We start from the raw sequence: 20,323 nt of genomic DNA on the forward strand, positions 1-20,323 counted from the left end.
AAGGGCACAGGTCGAAGCCTGGGATTCTGGGACAAGAATCTGGGACGCAGCGACGTTTCCCGACCCGGGCATCCGTGTTTGAACTTGAGCCATCGCAACCCTGCAGCGGCTCACCGGACCATGTCGAAGCGAAGCTCCTCCCCGATCCCGGCCTGGCTGCGTCGTCGCGGCTATTCTCCCCGTGCGATGCAGGCGATCGCCGCCGCCGTGCGGCGCTCGGCCCGAAACCGCGACGCCGACGCGACGGAGCACGGCTGCCTGATCATTCCGTTCCCCAAGCGTCCAATGCCGTCGGCCCTGCGCCCGGCGACCGGCGAGGCCGGCCTGCTCCAAGTAGGCGCCTGACAGTAGGCGCCTGACAGTAGGCGTCTGACGTTCGGTGCCTGATCTCCGGCGAGCCGGCGGAGAAGGCACGCGCGTCAGCTTCCCGGGTTGACGAACAGGCTGTCGAACTCGCCGGGCTCGTAGTCGCGACCGGTGATGTCGGTGATCACGACGCGCTCGTGGCCGTCCGCCGCGAGCTCGTCGGCCTTCTCCAAGGCCGCCTGCGGCGAGGTCCGCTGGTAGGACAAATGCCCATCCGGAGTATGGGCCGTCACGACAAGATGCATGGCTCTCCCTGTCTATCGCGGGAGCCATACTACCTGAACATGGCTTCCGGGGCGAGTCGGCCGCGGCGACGCTCCGTCCGGCCCGCGCTGCCGCATCGTCACGGAGAGGCCGCACTCCGGCGCTAGCCCGGTGCGCATCGCCGTTGTTCCGGAGGTCTCCCGATGCCCCTGCTGCTCGCCGCCGGCTCCTGCCTCGCCCTCGGCATCGCCCTCGTGGTGCTGCTCGGTCTGAGCGCCTGAACGAGAGACGCGGTCCGGGGACCGACTCGACGATCGGACGAAATTCGATCGATTGCCTCGTGAGGCGGATTGCAGCTCCACTCGAGCGTCGGGCGGGCTCGCGATCCGTTTCCGGAAGTCGTTTTCCCGGAAATCGTGTCAGAGCAGCGCCCGCGCGGCATCCGCGATCTTGCGCACCGACAGGTCGACCGCCTCGGCCGCGCCGCTGATCCGTTCCACGGTCCGATGCACCGCGGCGACGCCCTCGGCGGCGCTCCGCATGTTCACCGTCATGGCATCGGTGGCGGATGCCTGCTGGGCGATCGCCGAGGAGACACCGACCGAGATGTGGCTGACCCGGCCGATCGAATCGGCGATCGCTTCCATGGCCGTCACCGCCGCCGTGGTGGCACCCTGGACGGCCGCGATCTGGGTGCCGATCTCGTGGGTCGCCTTCGCGGTCTGGCCGGCCAGTTCCTTCACCTCGGCGGCCACGACCGCGAAGCCGCGTCCCGCCTCGCCGGCCCGGGCCGCCTCGATCGTGGCGTTCAGCGCCAGCAGGTTGGTCTGGTCGGCGATGGCGCCGATCAACGAGACCACCTCGCCGATCCGCCCGGCGGCCTGGGCGAGGCCGGTAACGATGGTGCCGGCATCCCGGGACTGCCGCAACGCGGCCTCGGCGGCGGTGCGGGCCTCCTCGGCGTGGCGGCCGAGATCGGCGATCGAGGCGGAGAAGTCCCCCGCGCCGGCGGCCACCGCCGCGACGCTGCCCGACGCCTGCACGGTCTGGTCGGCACTGGCGCGGGCCTGGTCCGAGACGTCCGTGACCGCCAGGGTGACCGCGGCGATGTCCGACTCGATCGCGCGCTGGCCGGAGGCCAGGCGCTCGCGATCGTGGACCTGCCGGGTGATGTCGGTGGCGAACTTCACCACCGCGCAGGGCTTGCCGTCGAGGCCGAGCACGGGGTTGTAGGCGCCGAAGATCCAGACCTCCCGCCCGCCCTTGCCGACGCGGCGGAACTCGCCCGCCTGGTGGCGGCCCCCGGCCAGAGCGCGCCAGAACGCCGCGTAGTCCGGATCGTCCCGATCCGCCTCCGTGACGAACAGGCGGTGGTGGCGCCCCACCACCTCGTCGCGGGTATATCCCATCGTCGCCAGGAAGGAGGCGTTGGCCTCGGTGATCACGCCGTCCGGCGTGAAGTGGATCACCGCCTGCGAGCGGTCCAGGGCCGCGACCTGGCCCGCCAGGTAGGCGTCGCGCTCCTTGCGGGCGGTGATGTCGGACGCGAGCTTGACGATCCGGACGACCCGGCCGCGACGGTCGAGGACCGGGTTGTAGGAGGCCTGAATCCAGATCGTCCGGCCGTCCTTGGCGATGCGGCGGAACTCGCGCGTCTCGAACCGGCCCTGCCGCAGGCCCTGCCAGAACGCGGCGTAGTCCGGGCCGTCCCGCTCCTCCGGGGGCATCAGCAGGCGGTGGTGCCGACCCTTGAGCTCGGCCAGGGTGTAGCCGGTGAGCGCCAGGAAGCACGCATTCGCGTCGCGAATCGTCCCGGAGGGATCGAACTCGATCCGGCCTTGGGAACGGTCGACGGCCGCGAGCAGGGCCGCGTGGCGGGACAGGAGGAGGGGCACGGCGTGCGTCTCTTGCTGGACTTGCCCGGGACGATGCGCCCCGATCCTTATCGAACCGTGAAGGACAGATCCCGCCTCACCCAGCAAATAACAGCAAACAAAATCTGCCTTCGGGATCTCTACGACAAAGACACATATTAAACGACGGCCTCTTCCTCGTCATGTTCGACGAGTTCGCATGAGGCGGACACACAACCCTGGGTTACGCAGCCGCGCCGCTCGCAGCGGCCTCTCCCTTTCGCGGCGTGCGCGGGCCTGCGGCATCGGGCGGGGCGCGCCTTGATGGGCGCGCCTATCGCACCTCCGGCACCGCCGGCCCGGATTCACCCGGGCGCATCGGCCCTCGCCGTACTGGTCCCCGGCGCAGCGATCCGGGGAAACGGTCTGGAATGACCGCGGCACGAGGGGCGCCATCCGGGGGCAGACGATGGATCGGACCCGACCGGCGATCCACCCCGGATCCGGGGCGGCCCTGGATCGCCGGGACCGCGCAACTCGGTCGGTCGGCTCCGGCCTCAGCCCTTGCGCTGCGCCTTCATGTAGCTGGTGATCGCGGACTGGCAGTTCTGGGACAGCTTCGCCCTGTTCTGACGGAAGCAGGCCTGCACCTCGGGCCCGTCTGGCGAGAGGTTGCCGCAATAGGTCAGGTAATCGCCGGTACAATACTGCTTGAGCACCGCGCGATCGACCACGACGGGCTCGGCGAGGGCCGCGCCCGTGGTCAGGGCGAGGAGGAGGGTGGAACGCAGGAGCACGGGGTTCTCCGTGAGAGGGAGGAGAGGGCGGTCGACGACGGGCCGGTCCCGGCCGCGTCGAGGCCTCGGCCGGTGGCGTCACTTAGCATTCTTGCGGGTACGGGCAACCTGCCGTTAGGGTAACCCCGAGATCTCGCGACAGACGAGGACCGCGCCGTTCCCGGCAATGCGGTCCTCGTCTGTGGCTGGATCGTCCAGGAGCCTCCTCCGCCAAGACGACGGCGCGGGGAAACCCGCCGGGGCCGTCCGGCGACGAAGGGGAGGGATGCCCGGACGAAATCCGGGTGATCGCTCCGCGAGGTGGATGTCGGCTTGGCGCGGGCGCCGCGCCGGCTCGCGAGACGAGATCCGGACAACGTCTTCCGGATCGCGTCTCAGAGGCGGCTGAGCCGCACCCGGGCGACGCCCGAGATGCCGATCGCCCGGGCCGAGGCCTGGGACAGGTCGATCACCCGGCCACCGACATAGGGTCCGCGGTCGTTGATGCGCACCACGACGGAGCGGCCGTTGGAGGTGTTGGTGACCCGGACCCGGGTGCCGAAGGGGAGACGGCGATGAGCCGCCGTGAGGGCGTGCGTGTTGAACCGCTCGCCATTCGCAGTGCGCCGACCCTGAAATCCGGGGCCGTACCAGGAGGCCTTGCCGGACTGGGCTTCGGCGGGCGTGCTGGCTTGTATCGTCACTCCGACGGCGCCCGCAGCTGCGAGGCCGATGATCGCCAGCTTTGCCTTCGAAACCATTTCGCATTCCCGTTTTTGTTGCTTGACGCCGCGCAACATAAAACTGAAGAAGGCGACATTATGGAACAGTCGAAGACGAGAAGACTTTGCGTATATTCGACCACGCCAATTGCGGGAACCGACAGGGTTTACGATCGTTAACTGTCTTGGCCGATCAAACCCGGCGGCCCCGCCGGGCCGCGTCTTGCCACGGTGCGGCCAAGGTTCACGGGGTCCGGGCCGTGCCGCGCAGGCCGATGCGGATCAGGTCGGCGAGGGTGCGCGCACCGAGCTTGCGGCGCAGCTGCGTGCAGGCATTGGCGATGGTCTTGTAGCTCAGGCCGAGTTCCTCGGCGATCGCCCCGTGCGAGCGGCCGGCTCCGAGCCGCTCGAGGATCTGCCGCTCGCGCGGGGTGAGGGGCGGGGCCGCCGGCGCCTCGCGGCGCAGCCGATCGACCTCGGCGGCGAGCGAGGGCGCGACATAGGTGCCGCCGTCGCGCACCCGCTCGAAGGCGGTGTGCAGCTCCATCGACGCGGTGTCCTTGAGGACGTAGCCGGTCGCCCCGCTCTCGATCGCCCGGACGGCGATTTCCGGGTCGTCGTGCATGCTGAAGACCAGGATGCGGGTCTCGGGCGCCACGGCCCGGATCCGCCGGATCAGCGCGAGGCCGCTCAGCGACGCGCCCTGGAACGTCAGGTCGGCCACCACGAGGTCGGGGCGGTGGCGCCGGAAGCGGCGGTAGCCGGCGGCGATGCCGGTGGCCTCGTGCACGGTCTCGACGCCGGCATCCTCCAGCACGCGGCGGCAGCCCTGCAGCACGATCGGATGGTCGTCGACGACGAGGACGTTCACGGCCGCGGTAACCTTCGTGGGAAAGGGGCGGCCCGCGACGGCGTCGCGGGCCGGACGTCGCTCAGTTGGTCGGCTCGCCGGCCGCGACCTTGGCGGTCCAGTCGTCGAAGGCGAGGACGGCCTGGCGCTGCTCGCCGAGACCCGCGATGCCGAGGCTGACGACGTCGCCGGACTTGAGGTAGCGCGGCGGCTTCATGCCCATGCCGACGCCGGGCGGCGTGCCGGTGGTGATGACGTCGCCTGGCTCGAGCAGCATGAAGTGCGACAGGTAGGAGACGATCTGGCGCACGTCGAAGATCATCGTCCGCGTCGAGCCGGTCTGCATCCGCTCGCCGTTCACGTCGAGCCACATGTCGAGGTTCTGCACGTCGCCGACCTCGTCGGGGGTGACGAGCCAGGGCCCGAGGGGGCCGAAGGTCGGGCAGCCCTTGCCCTTGGTCCAGGTGCCGCCGCGCTCGAGCTGGAACTCGCGCTCGGACACGTCGTGGCAGACGCAGTAGCCGGCGACGTAGTCGAGCGCCTCGTTGGCATGGACATAGGAGGCCCGCTTGCCGATCACGATGGCGAGCTCGACCTCCCAGTCGGTCTTTGCCGAACCCTTGGGCAGGATCACGGTGTCGGTCGGGCCGACGATGCAGGACGGCGCCTTGTTGAACAGGATCGGCTCGGCCGGGATCGGCGAGCCGGTCTCGGCGGCGTGGTCGGCGTAGTTGAGGCCGATGGCGATGAAGTTGCGCACCGCGCCGACGCAGGGCCCGAGCCGGGTGCCGGCCGGCACCTCCGGCAGCGTCGCGGGATCGATGCGGCGCAGGGAGTCGAGGCTGTCGGCGGCCAGCGCCGGCCCGGCGATGTCGCGGACGACGCCCGACAGGTCGCGGATCTTCCCCGCCGCATCGATCAGGCCCGGCTTCTCCACCCCGCTCTCGCCCCAGCGCACAAGCTTCATCGCGCGTCTCCCCCATTCATCCGAGCCGGAGCCCCGTCGGGCCGGGACATTGGCGCCGGCGCGCCACCGCCGCAAGCCGGGACTTCCGCGCCCGCGGCACGTCCCCGTTGCAGTTTCGTCACATCTGCGGCGAAACGGTGTCGGAGAGGGTCGGAACGCGCGGGATCAGCCGACACGGCCTATACATGACACTGCACGCGCCATCGAATAAATTCTCACGAACGACTTCCGGATTTCGCGATACCCGCAATCGATCCGGGTCATCGTCTCGAGGTCGCGCGTCGTGGTCGACGCTCCGGCGGGATTGCGCAGCCGCTGCCTCCTACCGCATCATTCCGCCCAAGCCGCGGGCGTCGGGAAGCCACGCGGCACGTCTTACGAATTCGGGGTCGAGGTAACGTCATGACGGGTTTGGGGAGGACGGCGCTGCTGGCCGGCGCCTCGGTGGCGCTGCTCGCCGGGGCGAGCGGAGCCGCGCAGGCGGGGGCGTTCGGCCTGCGCGAGCAGAGCGCCCAGGCGATGGGCCTCGCCTTCGCGGGCGCGGCCGCCGGCTCGGGCGGCCTGTCGTCGATGTTCTGGAACCCGGCCGTTGTCACGATGAAGCCCGGCTGGAACTCGGACTTCAACGCCACCCTGGTGGCTCCCTCGGCCCGGATCACGCCGACCACCGGCACCTTCCCGCCGCTGATCGGGCTCGGCGACTCCGGCGATATCGGCCAGGCGGCGGTGCTGCCGGCGACCTACTCGAACTACCAGATCAACGACCGGCTGTATCTCGGCCTGTCCGGCGCCGCGCCGTTCGGCCTCATCACCAAGCCGAACCAGGTCTGGGCCGGCCAGACCTACAGCCGGTCGTCCAAGATCTTCACCCTGAACTTCAATCCGGTCATCGGCTACAAGGTCAACGACTGGCTGTCGGTCGCCGCCGGCCCGGTGCTCGAATACTTCAAGCTCACCCTGCGCCAGGCCACCGGCATCACGCCGCTGGCGAACTCGGCGTTCCTCAAGGGCGACGACTGGGCCTGGGGCTTCACCGCCGGCGTGGTCGCGCGGCTCTCGGAGGGCACCACGGTCGGCGTCGGCTACCGCTCGTCCATCAACCACCGGATCGAGGGCTCGGCCTTCGGCATCGGCCAGGTCCGCGCGAACCTCAACACGCCCGAGAAGGTCTCGGTCGGCCTGACCCAGGCGATCACCCGGGACTTCCGCCTGAACTTCGGCTTCGAGTGGGACAACTGGACCCGCATCGGCACGCCGGCGATCGTCTCGGTGGCGCTCGGCCGGCCGGTGACGGCCCTGCCGCTCAACTACAAGAACGGCTTCTACTACTCGCTGGGCGCCGAGTACGACTTCACCCCGCAATGGACCGGCCGCGTCGGCGTCGCCTACGAGCAGTCGCCGATCGACAACTCGAACCGCTCGACTCGCCTGCCCGACGGCGACCGCTACTTCGCCTCGGTCGGCGCCAGCTACCGCTACAGCGAGAAGATCCAGTTCGACGTCTCCTACCAGCACCTGTTCGCCGCCGGCCGCAACCGGATCGCGCTGGTGCCGGGCGAGCCGCTCTACACCGCCCCGCTCGCCTTCCTGGCCACCACCGACGCCAGCGCCGACATCGTCTCGGTCGGCCTGAAGTACCGCTGGGACAACCCGCCGGCCCCGGCGCCGATCCCGGTGCCGCTGGTGCGCAAGTACTGAAGGGGAGGGGTGGGTTCGGCGCCCCACCCCGAACGCATCCGACCCCCGGGGCCGTGGATATCGCGGCCCCGTTTTTTTGTTTCCGACCGTGCGTTTCGACCCGCGTCGGTGGATCGGCGGATAAGAGGGATCGGGAGCCTTGGAAGACACGGCACCGGGTGACAGGCCCTCCGCGCCGTCGCCTGCCGACAATCGCAAGCTCGTCGCCAACGAGACCGCGAAACTGTTTGCGAACAACCTCGACCGAGCGTCGACGGCCTGCTTCACCGTTGGCGCAGCCACGCCGTTGACCGGTTGGCTCTTCGGCGTGAGCGGCTTGAACCAGGTTCAGTGGTGGCTGCTGGTAGTCATCATCGCCTGTTGGCTCGGAGGCTCCGCGTTCCTACATTATCTTGCACGACGTGTTCTCAGAGGGCTGATCCCATGAACGAATATGCGGCCCTCGCCGTGATCGTCCCCATCGTCGCGGTTGGGATCGGGTACCTCGCCGTTCGGCGGCAGGAGCGCCAGATGGCCCGCCTGAAGCGGGACCTCGAACGCGAAACCCGGCAGGCACGGGGCGCCGCCTTGAGCTGACGCCCGGGCCCAACCGGGTCGATCGACGAGCATCGAACGCTCGCGAAACCCCCGGGACCATAGTCCCGAGGGCTTGCCTCACCTCACGCCTTCTCGAGCACGTAGGTTCCCGGCGCCGCCCCGAGCGAGGGCAGCACCCCGCCGCCGGGCTGGCGCGCCGGGACCCGCTCGTTGTTCTGGTGCTCGAGCCAGGAGAGCCAGTAGGGCCACCACGAGCCCGGATGCTCGGTTGCGGCGGCGATCCAGTCGGTGAGGGTGCCGTAGGCCGGACCCCCGGTCCAGTACTGGTATTTGGGCTTGGCCGGCGGGTTCACCACGCCGGCGATGTGACCCGAGCCCGCCAGCACGTAGTCGACGGTGCCGCCGAAGGCGCGGCAGCCCTCGAAAACCGAGAGGGCCGGGGCGATGTGGTCCTCGCGGGTCGCGAGGTTGAAGACCGGGGCCTTCACCTTGCCGAGGTCGAGGCGGACGTTGCCGAGCACCATCTCGCCGCGCGACAACTTGTTGTCGAGGTAGCAGTTGCGCAGGTAGAACGAGTGGTTGGCGGCCGGCATCCGGGTCGCGTCGGAGTTCCAGTACAAGAGATCGAAGGGCAGCGGCGCCTTGCCCTTCAGGTAGTTGTTGACGACGTAGGGCCAGATCAGGTCGTTCGGCCGCAGCATGTTGAAGGCGTTGGCCATCTTGGCGCCTTCGAGGTAGCCGCGGTCCTTCATGCCGGCCTCGATCGAGCGGATCTGGGCCTCGTCGACGAAGACCTTGAGGTCGCCGGCATGGGTGAAGTCGACCTGGGTGGTCAGGAAGGTGGCGCTGGCGATGCGGTCGTCGCCCACCGCCGCCATGTAGGCGAGGCTGACGGCGAGCAGCGTGCCGCCGACGCAGTAGCCCACCGCCGAGACCTCGCGCTCGCCGGTCGCCCTCTCGATGGCTTCGAGCGCCGCGAAGATGCCCTCGCGCATGTAGCTCTCGAAGTCCTTGGCGGCGTGGCGCGCATCCGGGTTGACCCAGGAGATCACGAACACCGTCAGGCCTTGGGCGACCGCCCAGCCGATGTAGCTCTTGTCCTTGTTCAGATCGAGGATGTAGAACTTGTTGATCCAGGGCGGCACGATCAGCAGCGGGCGCTTGAGCACCGTCTCGGTCTGCGGCGCGTACTGGATCAGCTCGATCAGGTCGTTGCGGAACACCACCTCGCCGGGGGTGCTCGCCATGTTGACGCCGACCTTGAACTGGCCCGGATCGGTCTGGCGCACGCGCAATTCGCCGCCGCCGGCCTCGACGTCCTCGGCCAGCATCTTCATGCCGCGCACGAGGTTGGCGCCGTTCTCCCGAAACGTCTCGCGCAGGAGCTCGGGATTCGTCGCCAGGAAGTTCGACGGCGACATCGCGCCCGAGATCTGCCGGACGTAGAACTGCGCCTTGGCGCGGGTATGGTCGTCGAGCCCCTCGGCCTCGTCGACCATGATCTCGGCCCAGCGCGTCGTGATGAGGTAGCCCTGCTTCAGGAAGTCGAAGACCGGGTTCGACGTCCATTCGGGAGCGGCGAAGCGCTTGTCCTTCGGATCGGGCAGGGCCACGGGGGTGACCGTCTCGCCCTGCATCCGCTGCAGGGTCGAGCCCCATAGGGCCAGGAACTGGCCGCCGATCAGGCTCTGGGCCTCCATCGCCTTCTGGGGATCGGTGAACCACTTCTCGGCGACGGTGCCCAGCGTGCGCACGACCTCCGTCACCGAGTCGGCCAGCGCCGTGTTCGGCTTGCCCTCCTCGAGGGGCTTGGCGTAGGCGGCGAGCGCCCGGCTGAACTGCTCGGTCATCAGGCCCGCATTGCGCGACAGGGCCTCCACATCCGCAACCGGCGCCGTACCTCTCTCAGAAGACGTCACGCGCTCTCTCCTCCCTTGTTGCGGCCTGCCGCGACAGGCCGCCTTTCGGACAAACTATCATCTCAAACCGCCGGTTGCGCCAGATGACCGGACCCGGTTTCCTCACCGCCACGCTGCCCTCGCGCAAGGTTCCGCCACGTCCATGCCCGCCTTCCCCGCTCTCTCGACCCGTCTCGCCACTGCCGCGACACTCGTCGTCATCGGCTTGTCCGCCGGCGGCTGCGTCCTCGACGGGGCCGGCATCCGCGACGCCGCCAAGTCGGCGGGGTTCGGCCCCAAGGAAGTCGCCGCGCCCGACTTCGTCGAGAAGTCCCGCCGCGGGGGCGGCGACTTCCTGCCGGTCGGCGAATCCGCCCCGCCTCGCGAAACCCGGGCCAAGTCGGCTGCCGGCGTGAAGGCGCTGGAGGCAGAGCTCGACGCGAGCCGCCAGCGCAACGAGGCCAAGGGCCGCGACGCCGCCAAGGTCGGCGGCGCGGTCAAGCCGCCGGCCCCGCCCAAGATGCCGCCGGCCCTTCCGCCCACCGAGTGACCCGCGGGCGACCCGCGCGTGACCCGCGCGTGACCCGGATGAGTGACGCAGAGGAGCGACACGGCCCGGTTGAGGCTTAAGTCCCAGACCGGCCCCGGCCCGGCCAATCTTCCTCTTGCCCCAAAACCCCTCTAGACAGCGTATGTGACACGCGCGTCGCAGCGGCGGCGCCGATCCAGGACCCGGCCATGACCGATTTTCACCGCATCAAGCGACTGCCTCCCTACGTCTTCGAGCAGGTCAACCGGATCAAGGCCGCCGCCCGCGCCAACGGCGCCGACATCATCGACCTCGGCATGGGCAACCCCGACCTCGACGCGCCCCGCCACGTGATCGAGAAGCTGGTCGAGACCGCCGGCAAGCCGCGTACCGACCGCTACTCGGCCTCGAAGGGCATCGCGGGCCTGCGCCGCGCCCAGGCGAATTATTACCAGCGCCGCTTCGGCGTCGCGCTCAACCCCGACACGCAAGTTGTGGCCACGCTCGGCTCCAAGGAAGGCTTCGCCAACATGGCGCAGGCCATCACGGCGCCGGGCGACGTGGTGCTGGTGCCCAACCCCAGCTACCCGATCCATGCCTTCGGCTTCCTGATGGCCGGCGGGGTGGTCCGCTCGGTCCCGGCCGAGCCGACCCCGGCCTTCTTCCCGGCGGCCGAACGGGCGATGCAGCACTCGATCCCCAAGCCCGTGGCGATGGTGGTCTGCTATCCCTCGAACCCGACGGCCTACGTCGCCTCCCTCGACTTCTACCGCGACCTCGTCGCCTTCGCGAAGAAGCACGAGCTGATCCTGCTGTCCGACCTCGCCTACGCGGAGGTCTATTTCGACGACGCCAACCCGCCGCCCTCCGTGCTGCAGGTGCCGGGCGCGATCGACGTGGCGGTGGAATTCACCTCGCTGTCCAAGACCTTCTCGATGGCCGGCTGGCGGATGGGCTTCGCGGTCGGCAACGAGCGGCTGCTCGCGGCGCTGACCCGGGTGAAGTCCTACCTCGATTACGGCGCCTTCACGCCGATCCAGGTCGCCGCCACCGCGGCGCTGAACGGCCCCGAGGACTGCATCCACGAGATGCGCGCCACCTATCGCCGCCGCCGCGACGCGATGGTCGACGCGTTCCAGAAGACCGGCTGGGACATCCCGGTCCCGTCCGCCTCGATGTTCGCCTGGGTGCCGATCCCGGAGCGTTTCCGGGGTCTCGGCAGCCTCGAATTCTCCAAGCTGCTCGTCGAGAAGGCCGACGTGGCGGTGGCGCCGGGCATCGGCTTCGGCGAGCACGGCGACGATTACGTGCGGATCGCGCTGGTCGAGAACGAGCAGCGCATCCGCCAGGCGGCCCGCAACATCCGGCGCTTCTTCGACAACGCCGATCGCACGTTGCACAACGTGGTGCCGATGCAGAAGGTCGGCTGACGCCACGACTTGTGGCCGGGGGGCGACAGGGGAGGCGCAATCGCATCCCCGTATCGTCGCCTCGGCCGCGCCGGGTTGATCCGGGCGGAACGGAGCGTCAGGGTGCGGCCAAGGTTTCGCTCCACACTGGGTATCCGATGCGTCGCTCGCTGAAGCTCGTCGTTCTCGCCGCCGCGGCCGCCCTCCCGGCCGCCTGCGCGCCGAACCCGATCATCGCCCGCGACCCCGTCCCGGCCCCGAGCCCCGACATCGCCTATCGCTGCTCCTCGACCCCGGCGCTCCTCAACGGCTACTGGGCCGAGTGCGAGCGGATCCGGCGCGAGCGCGAGGTCGTGGTCCGCACCAAGGGCTGACACGCGGGCGCGAACCAGCCCGACTCTTCAGAGCCACCCGGACAGCTCGCCGCGCCCCGGAACCGGGGGCGGCTTTCCGCGCGTTAACCAGCATCCATCACCGAGGATGCCCCGCGTGGTCCGTCGTCTCATCCTGCCGCTCGCCGCCCTGGCCTGCTTCTCGGGCCCCATGGTCGCGAACTCGGCCTCGGCGCAATCCCCGCTCGCCGTGCGGGTGCGCCCGCCGGTCGCGGAGCCCGACATCTACAACCGCGCCGCCGCGGCCGGCCCCGTCGTGCTGCCAATGTCTCCCGACGCCGTCCTCGGCCCGCTGCCGGTGGGCGCGAGCGGCCTCGTGGCGATCCGCGCCGTGCCGGTCGTCGCCGTCACCAATGGCGGCGGCTTCGGACCGACGGGCTTCGGCTATTACGGCGACAGCGTGAGCGAAGGCCCGCTCAACCGCCGGCCCCGCATGGCCGACTACGTCCTCGGCAGCCGCCCCTACTGATCCCACCCTCTCAGCAGACGTGCGTTGGCAGGCCAACGCTTCGCCCGCTTAGGTTCTTGTTGTGTCGCAGATTTTTGCCGCCGAACCGGTGTCCACTTCGGCGAAATCTGCTTAGGCGAAATCTTCTTAGGAAGGAGACGTTCCATGCGTGCACGCATTCTCGCGGCGGGCCTGCTGGCCGGCCTCGCCACCCTGGCGGCGGCCCTGCCGGCCGCGGCCCAGAGCGTCGGCTACGTCACCGGCTTCCCGGGCAAGGACCCGGCCGGCGACGACGAGATCGGCTGGGGCCCGGCCTATCGGCCCGAGACCAGCTTCTCGCAGCCCGGCACGCCGCCGACGCCCGGCGACTTCGCCGGCGCCGCCTACCGCGCCCGGACCGGCCACGGCCCCTACGACGCGATCCAGGCCCCGATGCGGCCGGTGCGCGCCTACCAGTACCAGAATCCGGGCTACGGCTACGCGCCGGCCGGCTACTATGGCGAGCCCGGTTACGCGCCGCGGATGCGGGCCGTGCGGGTGCGCCACGGTGTCAAGCATCGCTCCCACGCCAAGGCGACGATGCATCACCGCGCGTATCGGCAAGTGATGCGCTGAGTGATGCCGATGCGCGGAGTGACGCGCTGAGCGCCACGGGACGCGGCGAGCCAGGCAGAGGCGTGGCTCGCGGTCCCGAACCGCAAGGCGATCCCGGGGGCTCGCCGCAGGCTAGAACCCGGGATCCCCTTGGAGGGTTTTCCGTCCGGCCATCTCGACCGAAGAAGCCCTCAGGCAAACCCTTCCAGCACGATCTTCCCCTTCGCCCGGCCGCTCTCGAGACGCGCGTGAGCCCGGCGCAGGTTCGCGGCATTGATCGGCCCGAAATGCTCGGCGAGCGTCGTGCGCAGCTGCCCGGCCTCGACGAGCCGCGCCACCTCGTCCAGCAACGCGCCCTGGGCCGCGATGTCGACCGTGCCGAACATCGGCCGGGTGAACATGAACTCCCAGTGCAGCGACAGGCTCTTACGCTTGAGGAGCGACACGTCGAGCGTCGCGGGATCGTCGATCAGGGCGAGCCGGCCCTGCGGCGCCATCAGTTCGGCGATCGCCGCGAGATGCGTGTCGGTGTGGGTGGTCGAGAAGACCAGCCCCGGCGCGCCCAGCCCGAGATCGGCAACCTGCCGGGCGAGCGCGGCGCCATGATCGACGACGTGGTGGGCGCCGAGGTCCCGGCTCCAGGCCATCGTCTCCGGCCGCGACGCGGTGGTGATCACCGTGAGGTCGGTGAGCTGGCGCGCGAGCTGCGTGGCGATCGAGCCGACGCCGCCGGCGCCGCCGACGATCAGGATCGCGTTCGCGGCCCCCGGCACGGCCTTGCGGACATCGAGCCGGTCGAACAGCGTCTCCCAGGCGGTGATCGCGGTCAGCGGCAGGGCGGCGGCCTCGGCGAAGGAGAGCGAGGCGGGCTTCCTGCCCACGATGCGCTCGTCGACGAGATGGAACTCGGCGTTGGTGCCGGGGCGCTCCAGGGCACCGGCATAGTACACCGCGTCGCCCGGGCGGAACCGCGTCGCCTCCGGGCCCGTCGCCACGACGATGCCGGCGGCGTCCCAGCCCAGGACCTTCCAGGCGCCGGCTTCGGGTGCGGCGCGGCGGCGCACCTTGGTGTCGACGGGGTTCACCGAGACCGCCCGGACCTCGACCAGGATGTCGCGGCCGGTAGGCTCGGGGCGGGGCAGGGTGATGTCCTGGAGGGCGGCCTCGTCCTCGATCGGCAGGGAGGTCTGATAACCGACGGCGCGCATGGGCGGGCTCCTTGATGACTGGAGCCGAGATGACCGCTACCTTCATCACGCGCAAGAACGCACATGAAACGCCCATAGTGTCGAAAAGGATACCGTCATGGCCCGCATTCGGCACCGCAGCCTGGATTGCAGCCCGGGCTGCGCCGTCGAGGCGACGCTCCAGCTGATCGACGGCAAGTGGAAGGGCGTGATCCTCTACCATCTGCTGGCGGAGGCGCCGGATGGGGCCTTGCGCTTCAACGGCTTGCGCCGCCGGATGCCGAACGTGACCCAGCGCATGCTGACCAACCAGCTGCGCGAACTGGAGGCGGATGGGTTCGTGCACCGCACGGTCTACGCCGAGGTGCCGCCCCGGGTGGAATACCGCCTGACCGCGCGCGGCCGCAGCCTGGAGCCGGTCATCCGGGCGCTCAAGGCCTGGGGCGACGCCCATGCCGCGCTCCCCACAGAGACCGAGGCCGCCTGAGGCGTCAGCGCGACAGGCTGCGGAAGACGCACGTCTGGCCGCGATCCTCGTAGCCCGCCGGGCATCGGGCGACGCAGGCACCGGCGGCGAACTTGAGGGGAGGGCGGCAATACGCGTCCTCCTGTGCCCGGACGAGGGGCGGGCGCAGGGCGACGACCAGGATCGTCGCAGCGGCCGCGAGGATGATGCCGAGGGCGACGAGGCGCAGCACGGACCCGCACTCCTGCTTTGGGAACGGCCCTGCACCATATGGGAGCCGCGCGGCGCACCGACAGGCCCGCGCCGTCCCCGGCCGGATGCCATCGATGCGCTTGACCGGCTCGCGCAGACATGAGCCCTCTGGCAGGATCGGGGCCGGCCACGCTCGGCCCCCGGCCAGGACGATCTCCCGCTTCTGTCGCAGGGAAAGGACAGGATCTCGCACGATGGCGGAACTCAGCCGTTCGGACCTCGACTACCGCCTGAATCAGCAGAAGATCCTGTCCGAGTTCGGTGTCGAGGCGCTGCGCGCCGACGATCTCGGGCAGTTGCTGCAGCGGGCGACCGAGCTGTGCGCGGAGGGAATGTCGGCGCAGTTCTGCAAGGCGCTGGAGTACAAGCCCGGCCAGGACACGCTGCTCGTCATCGCGGGCGTCGGCTGGGGGCCGAACGTCGTCGGCCAGGCGCATGTCGGGGCCGACCTCGCCTCGCCGGCCGGCTACGCCCTCAAGACCGGGCAGCCGGTGATCTCCAACCACCTCGAGAACGAGCGCCGCTTCCGCACCCCGCAGCTGATGGCCGATCACGGCGTGCGCCGGGCGCTGAACGTGCTGATCCGCAACCGCCAGGGTGATTTCGGCGTGCTCGAGGTCGACGACACCCGCGAGGGCCAGTTCGACGAGGCCGACATCGCCTTCATGCAGGGCTTCGCCAATCTCCTCGGCGGCGCCATCGAGCGCCAGCGCGCGGAGGCCCGGCTCCAGGCCGCCCTCGACCGGCAGGAGCTGCTGACCCGCGAGATGAGCCACCGGGTCAAGAACAGCCTCGCCACCGTGGCGGGGCTGCTCTCGCTCCAGGCCCGCACCACCGAGAACCAGCAGGCGCGCGACGCCCTGGCGGATGCCCGCTCGCGGGTCGAGGCGGTGGCCCAGGTCCACGACCAGCTCTGGCGCCAGCCCGACCTCGCGGCGGTGGAGCTGTCGGGCTTTCTCGAGAGCCTGTGCGAGAAGCTGCGCGAGAGCGCGCCGGGCCACGCCATCACCTGCCGGGCCCCCGCCATGCCGATCCCGGCCGACCTCGCGATCCCCCTCGGGCTGTTCGTCAACGAGCTCGTCACCAACGCGATCAAGTATGCCTACCCGGACGGCCACGGCCCGGTGCGGGTCGAGGCGGAGGCGCGGGACGAGGGCCGGGTGCGCCTGAGCGTGTCGGATGACGGCGTCGGCCTGCCGGAGGGCTTCGACGCGGCCGCCGCCCGTCACAGCCTCGGCATGCGGGTGATCCACGGCCTGGCGCGCCAGCTCGGCGGAGATCTCACGGTCACGGGAACGGACGGGGCGTGCTTCGCCCTGACGCTGGATCTCGGCAAGGCGTAGGGTAAGGTCCTGATCGGCCGTTCCTCCTTCGATGTTATCGACGGAATGCCGGACGGACTGCGATCCTGCACGCGGAGGCTCGGAGAGAATGAACGTCGATCGATTGCGCGTCGTGCTCAAGGCAATCGAATTGCTGGCAGTGCTCGCCGTAGGCATGTTGATAGGCCGCAATTTTCTTGCACCTTCTCATCAAGGTCGGCATTCGCCTGAGATGACCACGATCGCAAAAAGCGAGAGCGATTGTTATAAAAAATTCATCAACGGCCTTGCAAAAGAGAGCACATGGAGTGAAGGGCAGGATTCGATTTCGGTCGAGTCTACAAAAATCGAACGCCGAGTTGAGAAGATCGACGAAGCGCTGCAGCGAGCCGGGGTATCACGCTATGGTTTACCCGGATGTTAGAAGATATTGTAGATGCATTGCAATCATGAAATCTTATAAGGTATATTCTTGCGTAATTTTCGATGATGGGCCCGCATCTATTTCGTCGATAAGCGCTGTGATGCCAGGCTGATTGGCTTTCGGCACAGCGCTCGCTCGCGGATTTTTCCTACGTTCTGCGCAGCGAGCCGCTTCCCACCGCCTCATCACTTGCACTAGGCTCGACCGGCAGCGCTGCCGCGCCGCGACGCCAATTCACGCGGCGCAGCGCCCCGGGGACCGGAAGACCGGCCCCGCCCCGAACCAGCCCGGCGCCAGATCCGGGCGGAATCGCAAGGGTGGAAACGATGAGCGAGACGTTTCGCAGCGGTCCCAGCCGCCGCAGCCTCCTGGCCTCCGGCGCCGCTGCGACCGGCCTCGGATTGATCGGCACGCGGCCGGCCTTCGCCGCCGTGGACTGGAAAAAGCACGCCGGCACCTCCCTCGAGGTCAACCTGATCAAGGGTCCCCGCGGCGACCTGCTCCACCGCAGCGCGGCCGAGTTCACGGCGCTCACCGGGATCAAGGTCTCCTCCGAGGTGATCCCCGAGCAGCAGCAACGCCAGAAGATCGTCATCGAGCTGACCTCGGGCCGGCCGAGCTTCGACGTGGTGCATCTGAGCTACCACGTCCAGAAGCGCCAGTTCGACAAGGCCGGCTGGCTCGCCGATCTCTCCGGGTTCATGAAGGACCCGGCCCTGACCGAGCCCTCCCTCAAGGAGGCCGACTTCAGCAATGCGGGCCTGCAATACGCCAAGACCCCGAACGGCGAGATGCGCTCGCTGCCGCTCTCGGTCGATTACTTCATCCTGTACTGGAACAAGGAACTCTTTCAGAAGAAGAACGTCGCGCTGCCGACGACCTTCGACGAGATGATGCGGGCGGCCGAGACCCTGACCGACCCGAAGGCCGGCACCTACGGCTTCGTCGGCCGGGGGTTGCGCAACGCCAACATGGCGCTCTGGGGCGCGTTCTTCCTCGCCTATGGCGGCCGCTTCCTCGACGACAAGGGCAACCTGCTGATCGACGGCCCGGAGGCCGTGGAGGCGACGAAGCTCTACCAGCGGCTGCTCACCAAGACCGCGCCCCCCGGCGTCGTCGGCTTCAACTGGATGGAGTCGATGGCAGCCTTCACGCAGGGCCGCGCCGCGATGTGGCTCGACGGCGTCGGCTGGGCGCCGCCGCTCGAAGATCCCAACGCCTCCCGCGTCGTCGGCAAGGTCGGCTACGCCGTGGTGCCGAAGGGCCCGGCGGACCACGCCGCCGCCACCTACGGCGACGGCATCGGGGTGGCGGCCGCCAGCACCAAGAAGGAGGCGGGCTACCTCTACTGCCAGTGGGCGGTCTCGAAGCTGATGGGCGCGCGCCTGCTCCAGGCCGGTGGCGGCGTACCGTTCCGCGATTCGATCCTGGGCGACGCGGAGGTCCAGCAGGGCGTGAAGATGCCGCGCGAATGGCTCGATTCGGCGATCGGCTCGGCCAAGATCAGCAAGCTCGGCCTGCCGGTCGTGGTGCCGGTGGCGGAGTTCCGCGACATCGTCGGCTCCGCCGTCACCGCCACCCTGTCGGGGGCCGATCCGGCGGCCGAGCTGAAGAAGGCGGCCGAGCAGTACCGCCCGATCCTCGAACGCAGCGAGAAGGCCTGATGGCCCGGGCCGGCCTCGTATCGCCCGCGGACGATCTGTCATCGGCCGACGCGGCCGCGCCTGCCCGCTGGCAACCGCCGGGCTACTGGCCCTTCGTGGTGCCGGCCCTCGTCGTCGTCGTCGGGGTGATCGTGTTTCCCTGGGCCTTCACCCTGTGGATGAGCCTGCACGAATGGAAGGTCGGCGCGGCGCCGGCCTTCGTCGGTCTGTCGAACTACGCGCGGCTCCCGACCGATCCGCGCTTCCTCGACGCGGTGTGGCAGACGCTGGTCTACACCGCGCTCTCGGTGGTGCTGCCGCTGATCCTCGGCACGCTGGCGGCCTGCGTGTTCCACGCCAAGTTCCCGCTGCGGGGCTTCCTGCGCGGGGTGTTCATCCTGCCGATGATGGCGACCCCCGTCGCCATCGCGCTCGTCTGGACCATGATGTTCCACCCCCAGCTTGGGGTGCTGAACTATCTCCTCTCGCTCGTCGGCATCCCGCCCCAGCTCTGGGTTTTTCACCCGGCGACCGTGATCCCCTCGCTGGTGCTGGTCGAGACCTGGCAATGGACGCCGCTCGTCATGCTGATCGTGCTCGGTGGCCTCGCGGCGCTCCCCACCGAGCCCTACGAGAGCGCGCAGATCGACGGCGCCTCGATCTGGCAGATGTTCCGGCACATCACCCTGCCGCTCGTCGCCCCGTTCCTGTTCGTCGCCGCGATGATCCGGATGATCGACGCGGTGAAGAGCTTCGACATCATCTTCGCGATCACGCAGGGCGGACCCGGCACGGCGTCCGAGACGATCAACATCTACCTCTACAGCGTCGCCTTCGCCTATTACGACGTGGGCTACGGCTCGGCGATCGCCGTGGTGTTCTTCCTCCTCATCATCGCGCTCGCCGCCGCCCTGCTGGTGGTCCGCAAGCGCACGCAAGGGGCGGTGGCATGAACTGGCGCTGGCTCCTCCGGCAGGCCGCCCTGCTCTTTTCCGTCCTGGTGATCGTCTCGCCGGTGATCCTGTTCTTCGTCTGGATGCTGTCGCTCTCGGTCAAGTACGAGATCGACAATGCCGCCTATCCGCCGGTGCTGATCCCCGAGCGCTTCGCCTGGAAGAACTACATCGACGTCCTCGAATCGAACCGGTTCTCGACCTACTTCGTCAACAGCCTGCTGGTGACGGGCACGGCGACATTCCTCGCGCTCCTCGTCGGGGTGCCGGCGGGCTACGGCATCGCCCGGATGAAGGCCGCCAAGGCCGCGGTGGTGATCCTGGTCGCCCGCATCACCCCGGGCCTGTCCTACCTCATCCCGCTCTTCCTGCTCTTTCAGTGGCTCGGGTTGCTGGGCACGCTGTGGCCGCAGATCATCATCCATCTCGTCGTCACGGTGCCGATCGTGATCTGGATCATGATCGGCTACTTCGAGACCACGCCGATGGAACTGGAAGAGGCGGCCGTCGTCGACGGCGCCAGCCGCTGGCAGGTGTTTCGCCACGTGGCCCTGCCGATCGCCAAGCCCGGCATCGCCGTCGCGATGATCCTGGCGGTGATCTTCTCCTGGAACAACTTCGTCTTCGGCATCGTGCTCGCCGGCCGCGAGACCCGCACCCTGCCGGTCGCGGTCTACAACATGATCTCGTTCGACCAGTTGAGCTGGGGACCGCTCGCCGCGGCAGCGCTGATCGTCACCCTGCCGGTGCTGGTTCTGACGGTCTTCGCCCAGCGCCAGATCGTCGCCGGGCTGACGGCGGGAGCGGTGAAGGGGGGGTGAAGGGGGGGTGAG

Annotated in this window: 24 protein-coding genes; 15 read left to right on the forward strand and 9 right to left on the reverse strand. The window is 69.2% G+C overall.

The features are described from left to right. The first annotated feature begins 120 nt into the window (after nt 1-120). Nucleotides 121-345: a hypothetical protein gene (locus tag QR78_RS17385; RefSeq protein ID WP_048428808.1), complete on the forward strand. Its 225-nt coding sequence runs from the start codon at nt 121-123 to the stop codon at nt 343-345. Between the two features lie 74 nt (nt 346-419). On the opposite strand, the gene QR78_RS34225 is transcribed toward QR78_RS17385, so the two are convergent. The 6 genes from QR78_RS34225 to QR78_RS17410 all read right to left on the reverse strand — a co-directional run bounded on the left by QR78_RS34225 (nt 420) and on the right by QR78_RS17410 (nt 5,738). Beyond that, a complete protein-coding gene (locus QR78_RS34225; RefSeq protein WP_125900992.1) occupies nt 420-611 on the reverse strand; it encodes a hypothetical protein in 192 nt (63 codons plus the stop codon). 378 nt (nt 612-989) lie between these two features. Continuing rightward, complete coding sequence (locus tag QR78_RS17390; protein ID WP_048428809.1) at nt 990-2,465, reverse strand: methyl-accepting chemotaxis protein; 1,476 nt, start codon at nt 2,463-2,465, stop codon at nt 990-992. 515 nt (nt 2,466-2,980) lie between these two features. Then, complete coding sequence (locus QR78_RS17395; protein ID WP_048428810.1) at nt 2,981-3,220, reverse strand: hypothetical protein; 240 nt, start codon at nt 3,218-3,220, stop codon at nt 2,981-2,983. A 374-nt stretch (nt 3,221-3,594) separates the two neighbouring features. Continuing rightward, nucleotides 3,595-3,960, reverse strand: a complete 366-nt coding sequence (locus tag QR78_RS17400) for a septal ring lytic transglycosylase RlpA family protein (protein ID WP_048428811.1) — start codon at nt 3,958-3,960, stop codon at nt 3,595-3,597. Nucleotides 3,961-4,165: 205 nt separating this feature from the next. Further along, a complete protein-coding gene (locus tag QR78_RS17405; protein WP_048428812.1) occupies nt 4,166-4,792 on the reverse strand; it encodes a response regulator transcription factor in 627 nt (208 codons plus the stop codon). Between the two features lie 61 nt (nt 4,793-4,853). Further along, nucleotides 4,854-5,738, reverse strand: coding sequence for a fumarylacetoacetate hydrolase family protein (locus QR78_RS17410; protein WP_048428813.1), 885 nt, complete (start codon nt 5,736-5,738; stop codon nt 4,854-4,856). Nucleotides 5,739-6,140: 402 nt separating this feature from the next. On the opposite strand from QR78_RS17410, the gene QR78_RS17415 reads away from it, so the two are divergent. From QR78_RS17415 to QR78_RS34985, 3 genes are all read left to right on the forward strand, one after another. After that, on the forward strand, nt 6,141-7,436 hold the full coding sequence (locus QR78_RS17415) for an OmpP1/FadL family transporter (RefSeq protein WP_048428814.1): 1,296 nt from the start codon (nt 6,141-6,143) through the stop codon (nt 7,434-7,436). A gap of 139 nt (nt 7,437-7,575) precedes the next feature. Next, entirely contained in the window at nt 7,576-7,863 is a 288-nt protein-coding gene (locus QR78_RS33640; RefSeq protein WP_089504135.1) for a hypothetical protein, read from the forward strand. Then, entirely contained in the window at nt 7,860-8,012 is a 153-nt protein-coding gene (locus QR78_RS34985; protein WP_158004052.1) for a hypothetical protein, read from the forward strand. Before QR78_RS33640 ends, QR78_RS34985 begins: the two co-directional genes overlap by 4 nt. An 83-nt stretch (nt 8,013-8,095) precedes the next feature. Here QR78_RS34985 and phaC read toward each other — a convergent pair whose 3' ends face one another. Next, complete coding sequence (gene phaC / locus QR78_RS17420; RefSeq protein ID WP_089504136.1) at nt 8,096-9,823, reverse strand: class I poly(R)-hydroxyalkanoic acid synthase; 1,728 nt, start codon at nt 9,821-9,823, stop codon at nt 8,096-8,098. 211 nt (nt 9,824-10,034) lie between these two features. Between phaC and QR78_RS17425 the strand changes: the two genes are divergently transcribed. From QR78_RS17425 to QR78_RS36110, 5 genes are all read left to right on the forward strand, one after another. Next, nucleotides 10,035-10,421, forward strand: coding sequence for a hypothetical protein (locus QR78_RS17425; protein ID WP_244276351.1), 387 nt, complete (start codon nt 10,035-10,037; stop codon nt 10,419-10,421). Between the two features lie 188 nt (nt 10,422-10,609). Next, the gene (locus tag QR78_RS17430; RefSeq protein WP_048428816.1) at nt 10,610-11,830 is read left to right on the forward strand and encodes an LL-diaminopimelate aminotransferase; all 1,221 of its coding nucleotides are present in this window, start codon (nt 10,610-10,612) and stop codon (nt 11,828-11,830) included. A 137-nt stretch (nt 11,831-11,967) separates the two neighbouring features. Continuing rightward, a complete protein-coding gene (locus QR78_RS17435) occupies nt 11,968-12,183 on the forward strand; it encodes a hypothetical protein (protein ID WP_048428817.1) in 216 nt (71 codons plus the stop codon). A 106-nt stretch (nt 12,184-12,289) separates the two neighbouring features. After that, nucleotides 12,290-12,670, forward strand: coding sequence for a hypothetical protein (locus QR78_RS17440; RefSeq protein ID WP_048428818.1), 381 nt, complete (start codon nt 12,290-12,292; stop codon nt 12,668-12,670). 144 nt (nt 12,671-12,814) lie between these two features. Next, complete coding sequence (locus QR78_RS36110) at nt 12,815-13,264, forward strand: hypothetical protein (protein WP_048428819.1); 450 nt, start codon at nt 12,815-12,817, stop codon at nt 13,262-13,264. Nucleotides 13,265-13,434: 170 nt separating this feature from the next. Here the strand turns inward: QR78_RS36110 and QR78_RS17450 are convergent, their stop codons facing one another. Next, complete coding sequence (locus QR78_RS17450) at nt 13,435-14,451, reverse strand: zinc-binding alcohol dehydrogenase family protein (RefSeq protein ID WP_048428820.1); 1,017 nt, start codon at nt 14,449-14,451, stop codon at nt 13,435-13,437. Nucleotides 14,452-14,548: 97 nt separating this feature from the next. Here QR78_RS17450 and QR78_RS17455 point away from each other — a divergent pair, with 97 nt between their 5' ends. Next, nucleotides 14,549-14,917: a winged helix-turn-helix transcriptional regulator gene (locus QR78_RS17455; protein WP_048428821.1), complete on the forward strand. Its 369-nt coding sequence runs from the start codon at nt 14,549-14,551 to the stop codon at nt 14,915-14,917. Between the two features lie 4 nt (nt 14,918-14,921). On the opposite strand, the gene QR78_RS17460 is transcribed toward QR78_RS17455, so the two are convergent. Then, on the reverse strand, nt 14,922-15,128 hold the full coding sequence (locus tag QR78_RS17460; protein ID WP_048428822.1) for a hypothetical protein: 207 nt from the start codon (nt 15,126-15,128) through the stop codon (nt 14,922-14,924). Nucleotides 15,129-15,342: 214 nt separating this feature from the next. Here QR78_RS17460 and QR78_RS17465 point away from each other — a divergent pair, with 214 nt between their 5' ends. From QR78_RS17465 to QR78_RS17480, 5 genes are all read left to right on the forward strand, one after another. Continuing rightward, the gene (locus tag QR78_RS17465; RefSeq protein ID WP_048428823.1) at nt 15,343-16,491 is read left to right on the forward strand and encodes a sensor histidine kinase; all 1,149 of its coding nucleotides are present in this window, start codon (nt 15,343-15,345) and stop codon (nt 16,489-16,491) included. A gap of 88 nt (nt 16,492-16,579) precedes the next feature. Beyond that, nucleotides 16,580-16,894, forward strand: a complete 315-nt coding sequence (locus tag QR78_RS34230; protein WP_125900990.1) for a hypothetical protein — start codon at nt 16,580-16,582, stop codon at nt 16,892-16,894. Between the two features lie 326 nt (nt 16,895-17,220). Then, nucleotides 17,221-18,558, forward strand: a complete 1,338-nt coding sequence (locus tag QR78_RS17470) for an ABC transporter substrate-binding protein (protein ID WP_048428824.1) — start codon at nt 17,221-17,223, stop codon at nt 18,556-18,558. Continuing rightward, complete coding sequence (locus QR78_RS17475) at nt 18,558-19,490, forward strand: carbohydrate ABC transporter permease (protein WP_082171654.1); 933 nt, start codon at nt 18,558-18,560, stop codon at nt 19,488-19,490. The genes QR78_RS17470 and QR78_RS17475 overlap by 1 nt, the downstream gene beginning before the upstream one ends. Next, nucleotides 19,487-20,311 (forward strand): carbohydrate ABC transporter permease, encoded by an 825-nt coding sequence (locus QR78_RS17480; protein WP_048428825.1) that lies wholly within the window; start codon nt 19,487-19,489, stop codon nt 20,309-20,311. Before QR78_RS17475 ends, QR78_RS17480 begins: the two co-directional genes overlap by 4 nt. Nucleotides 20,312-20,323 lie beyond the last annotated feature (12 nt).

The sequence above is a fragment of the Methylobacterium indicum genome (assembly GCF_001043895.1).
GTDB lineage: Bacteria > Pseudomonadota > Alphaproteobacteria > Rhizobiales > Beijerinckiaceae > Methylobacterium > Methylobacterium indicum.

Coding starts and splice junctions, on each gene's coding strand:
- QR78_RS17385 (WP_048428808.1), top strand. CDS start 121: ATGTCGAAGCGAAGCTCCTCCCCGATCCCGGCCTGGCTGCGTCGTCGC.
- QR78_RS34225 (WP_125900992.1), bottom strand. CDS start 611: ATGCATCTTGTCGTGACGGCCCATACTCCGGATGGGCATTTGTCCTAC.
- QR78_RS17400 (WP_048428811.1), bottom strand. CDS start 3,960: ATGGTTTCGAAGGCAAAGCTGGCGATCATCGGCCTCGCAGCTGCGGGC.
- QR78_RS17410 (WP_048428813.1), bottom strand. CDS start 5,738: ATGAAGCTTGTGCGCTGGGGCGAGAGCGGGGTGGAGAAGCCGGGCCTG.
- QR78_RS17415 (WP_048428814.1), top strand. CDS start 6,141: ATGACGGGTTTGGGGAGGACGGCGCTGCTGGCCGGCGCCTCGGTGGCG.
- QR78_RS34985 (WP_158004052.1), top strand. CDS start 7,860: ATGAACGAATATGCGGCCCTCGCCGTGATCGTCCCCATCGTCGCGGTT.
- phaC (WP_089504136.1), bottom strand. CDS start 9,823: ATGACCGAGCAGTTCAGCCGGGCGCTCGCCGCCTACGCCAAGCCCCTC.
- QR78_RS17425 (WP_244276351.1), top strand. CDS start 10,035: ATGCCCGCCTTCCCCGCTCTCTCGACCCGTCTCGCCACTGCCGCGACA.
- QR78_RS17430 (WP_048428816.1), top strand. CDS start 10,610: ATGACCGATTTTCACCGCATCAAGCGACTGCCTCCCTACGTCTTCGAG.
- QR78_RS17435 (WP_048428817.1), top strand. CDS start 11,968: ATGCGTCGCTCGCTGAAGCTCGTCGTTCTCGCCGCCGCGGCCGCCCTC.
- QR78_RS17440 (WP_048428818.1), top strand. CDS start 12,290: ATGCCCCGCGTGGTCCGTCGTCTCATCCTGCCGCTCGCCGCCCTGGCC.
- QR78_RS36110 (WP_048428819.1), top strand. CDS start 12,815: ATGCGTGCACGCATTCTCGCGGCGGGCCTGCTGGCCGGCCTCGCCACC.
- QR78_RS17450 (WP_048428820.1), bottom strand. CDS start 14,451: ATGCGCGCCGTCGGTTATCAGACCTCCCTGCCGATCGAGGACGAGGCC.
- QR78_RS17455 (WP_048428821.1), top strand. CDS start 14,549: ATGGCCCGCATTCGGCACCGCAGCCTGGATTGCAGCCCGGGCTGCGCC.
- QR78_RS17465 (WP_048428823.1), top strand. CDS start 15,343: ATGGCGGAACTCAGCCGTTCGGACCTCGACTACCGCCTGAATCAGCAG.
- QR78_RS34230 (WP_125900990.1), top strand. CDS start 16,580: ATGAACGTCGATCGATTGCGCGTCGTGCTCAAGGCAATCGAATTGCTG.
- QR78_RS17470 (WP_048428824.1), top strand. CDS start 17,221: ATGAGCGAGACGTTTCGCAGCGGTCCCAGCCGCCGCAGCCTCCTGGCC.
- QR78_RS17475 (WP_082171654.1), top strand. CDS start 18,558: ATGGCCCGGGCCGGCCTCGTATCGCCCGCGGACGATCTGTCATCGGCC.
- QR78_RS17480 (WP_048428825.1), top strand. CDS start 19,487: ATGAACTGGCGCTGGCTCCTCCGGCAGGCCGCCCTGCTCTTTTCCGTC.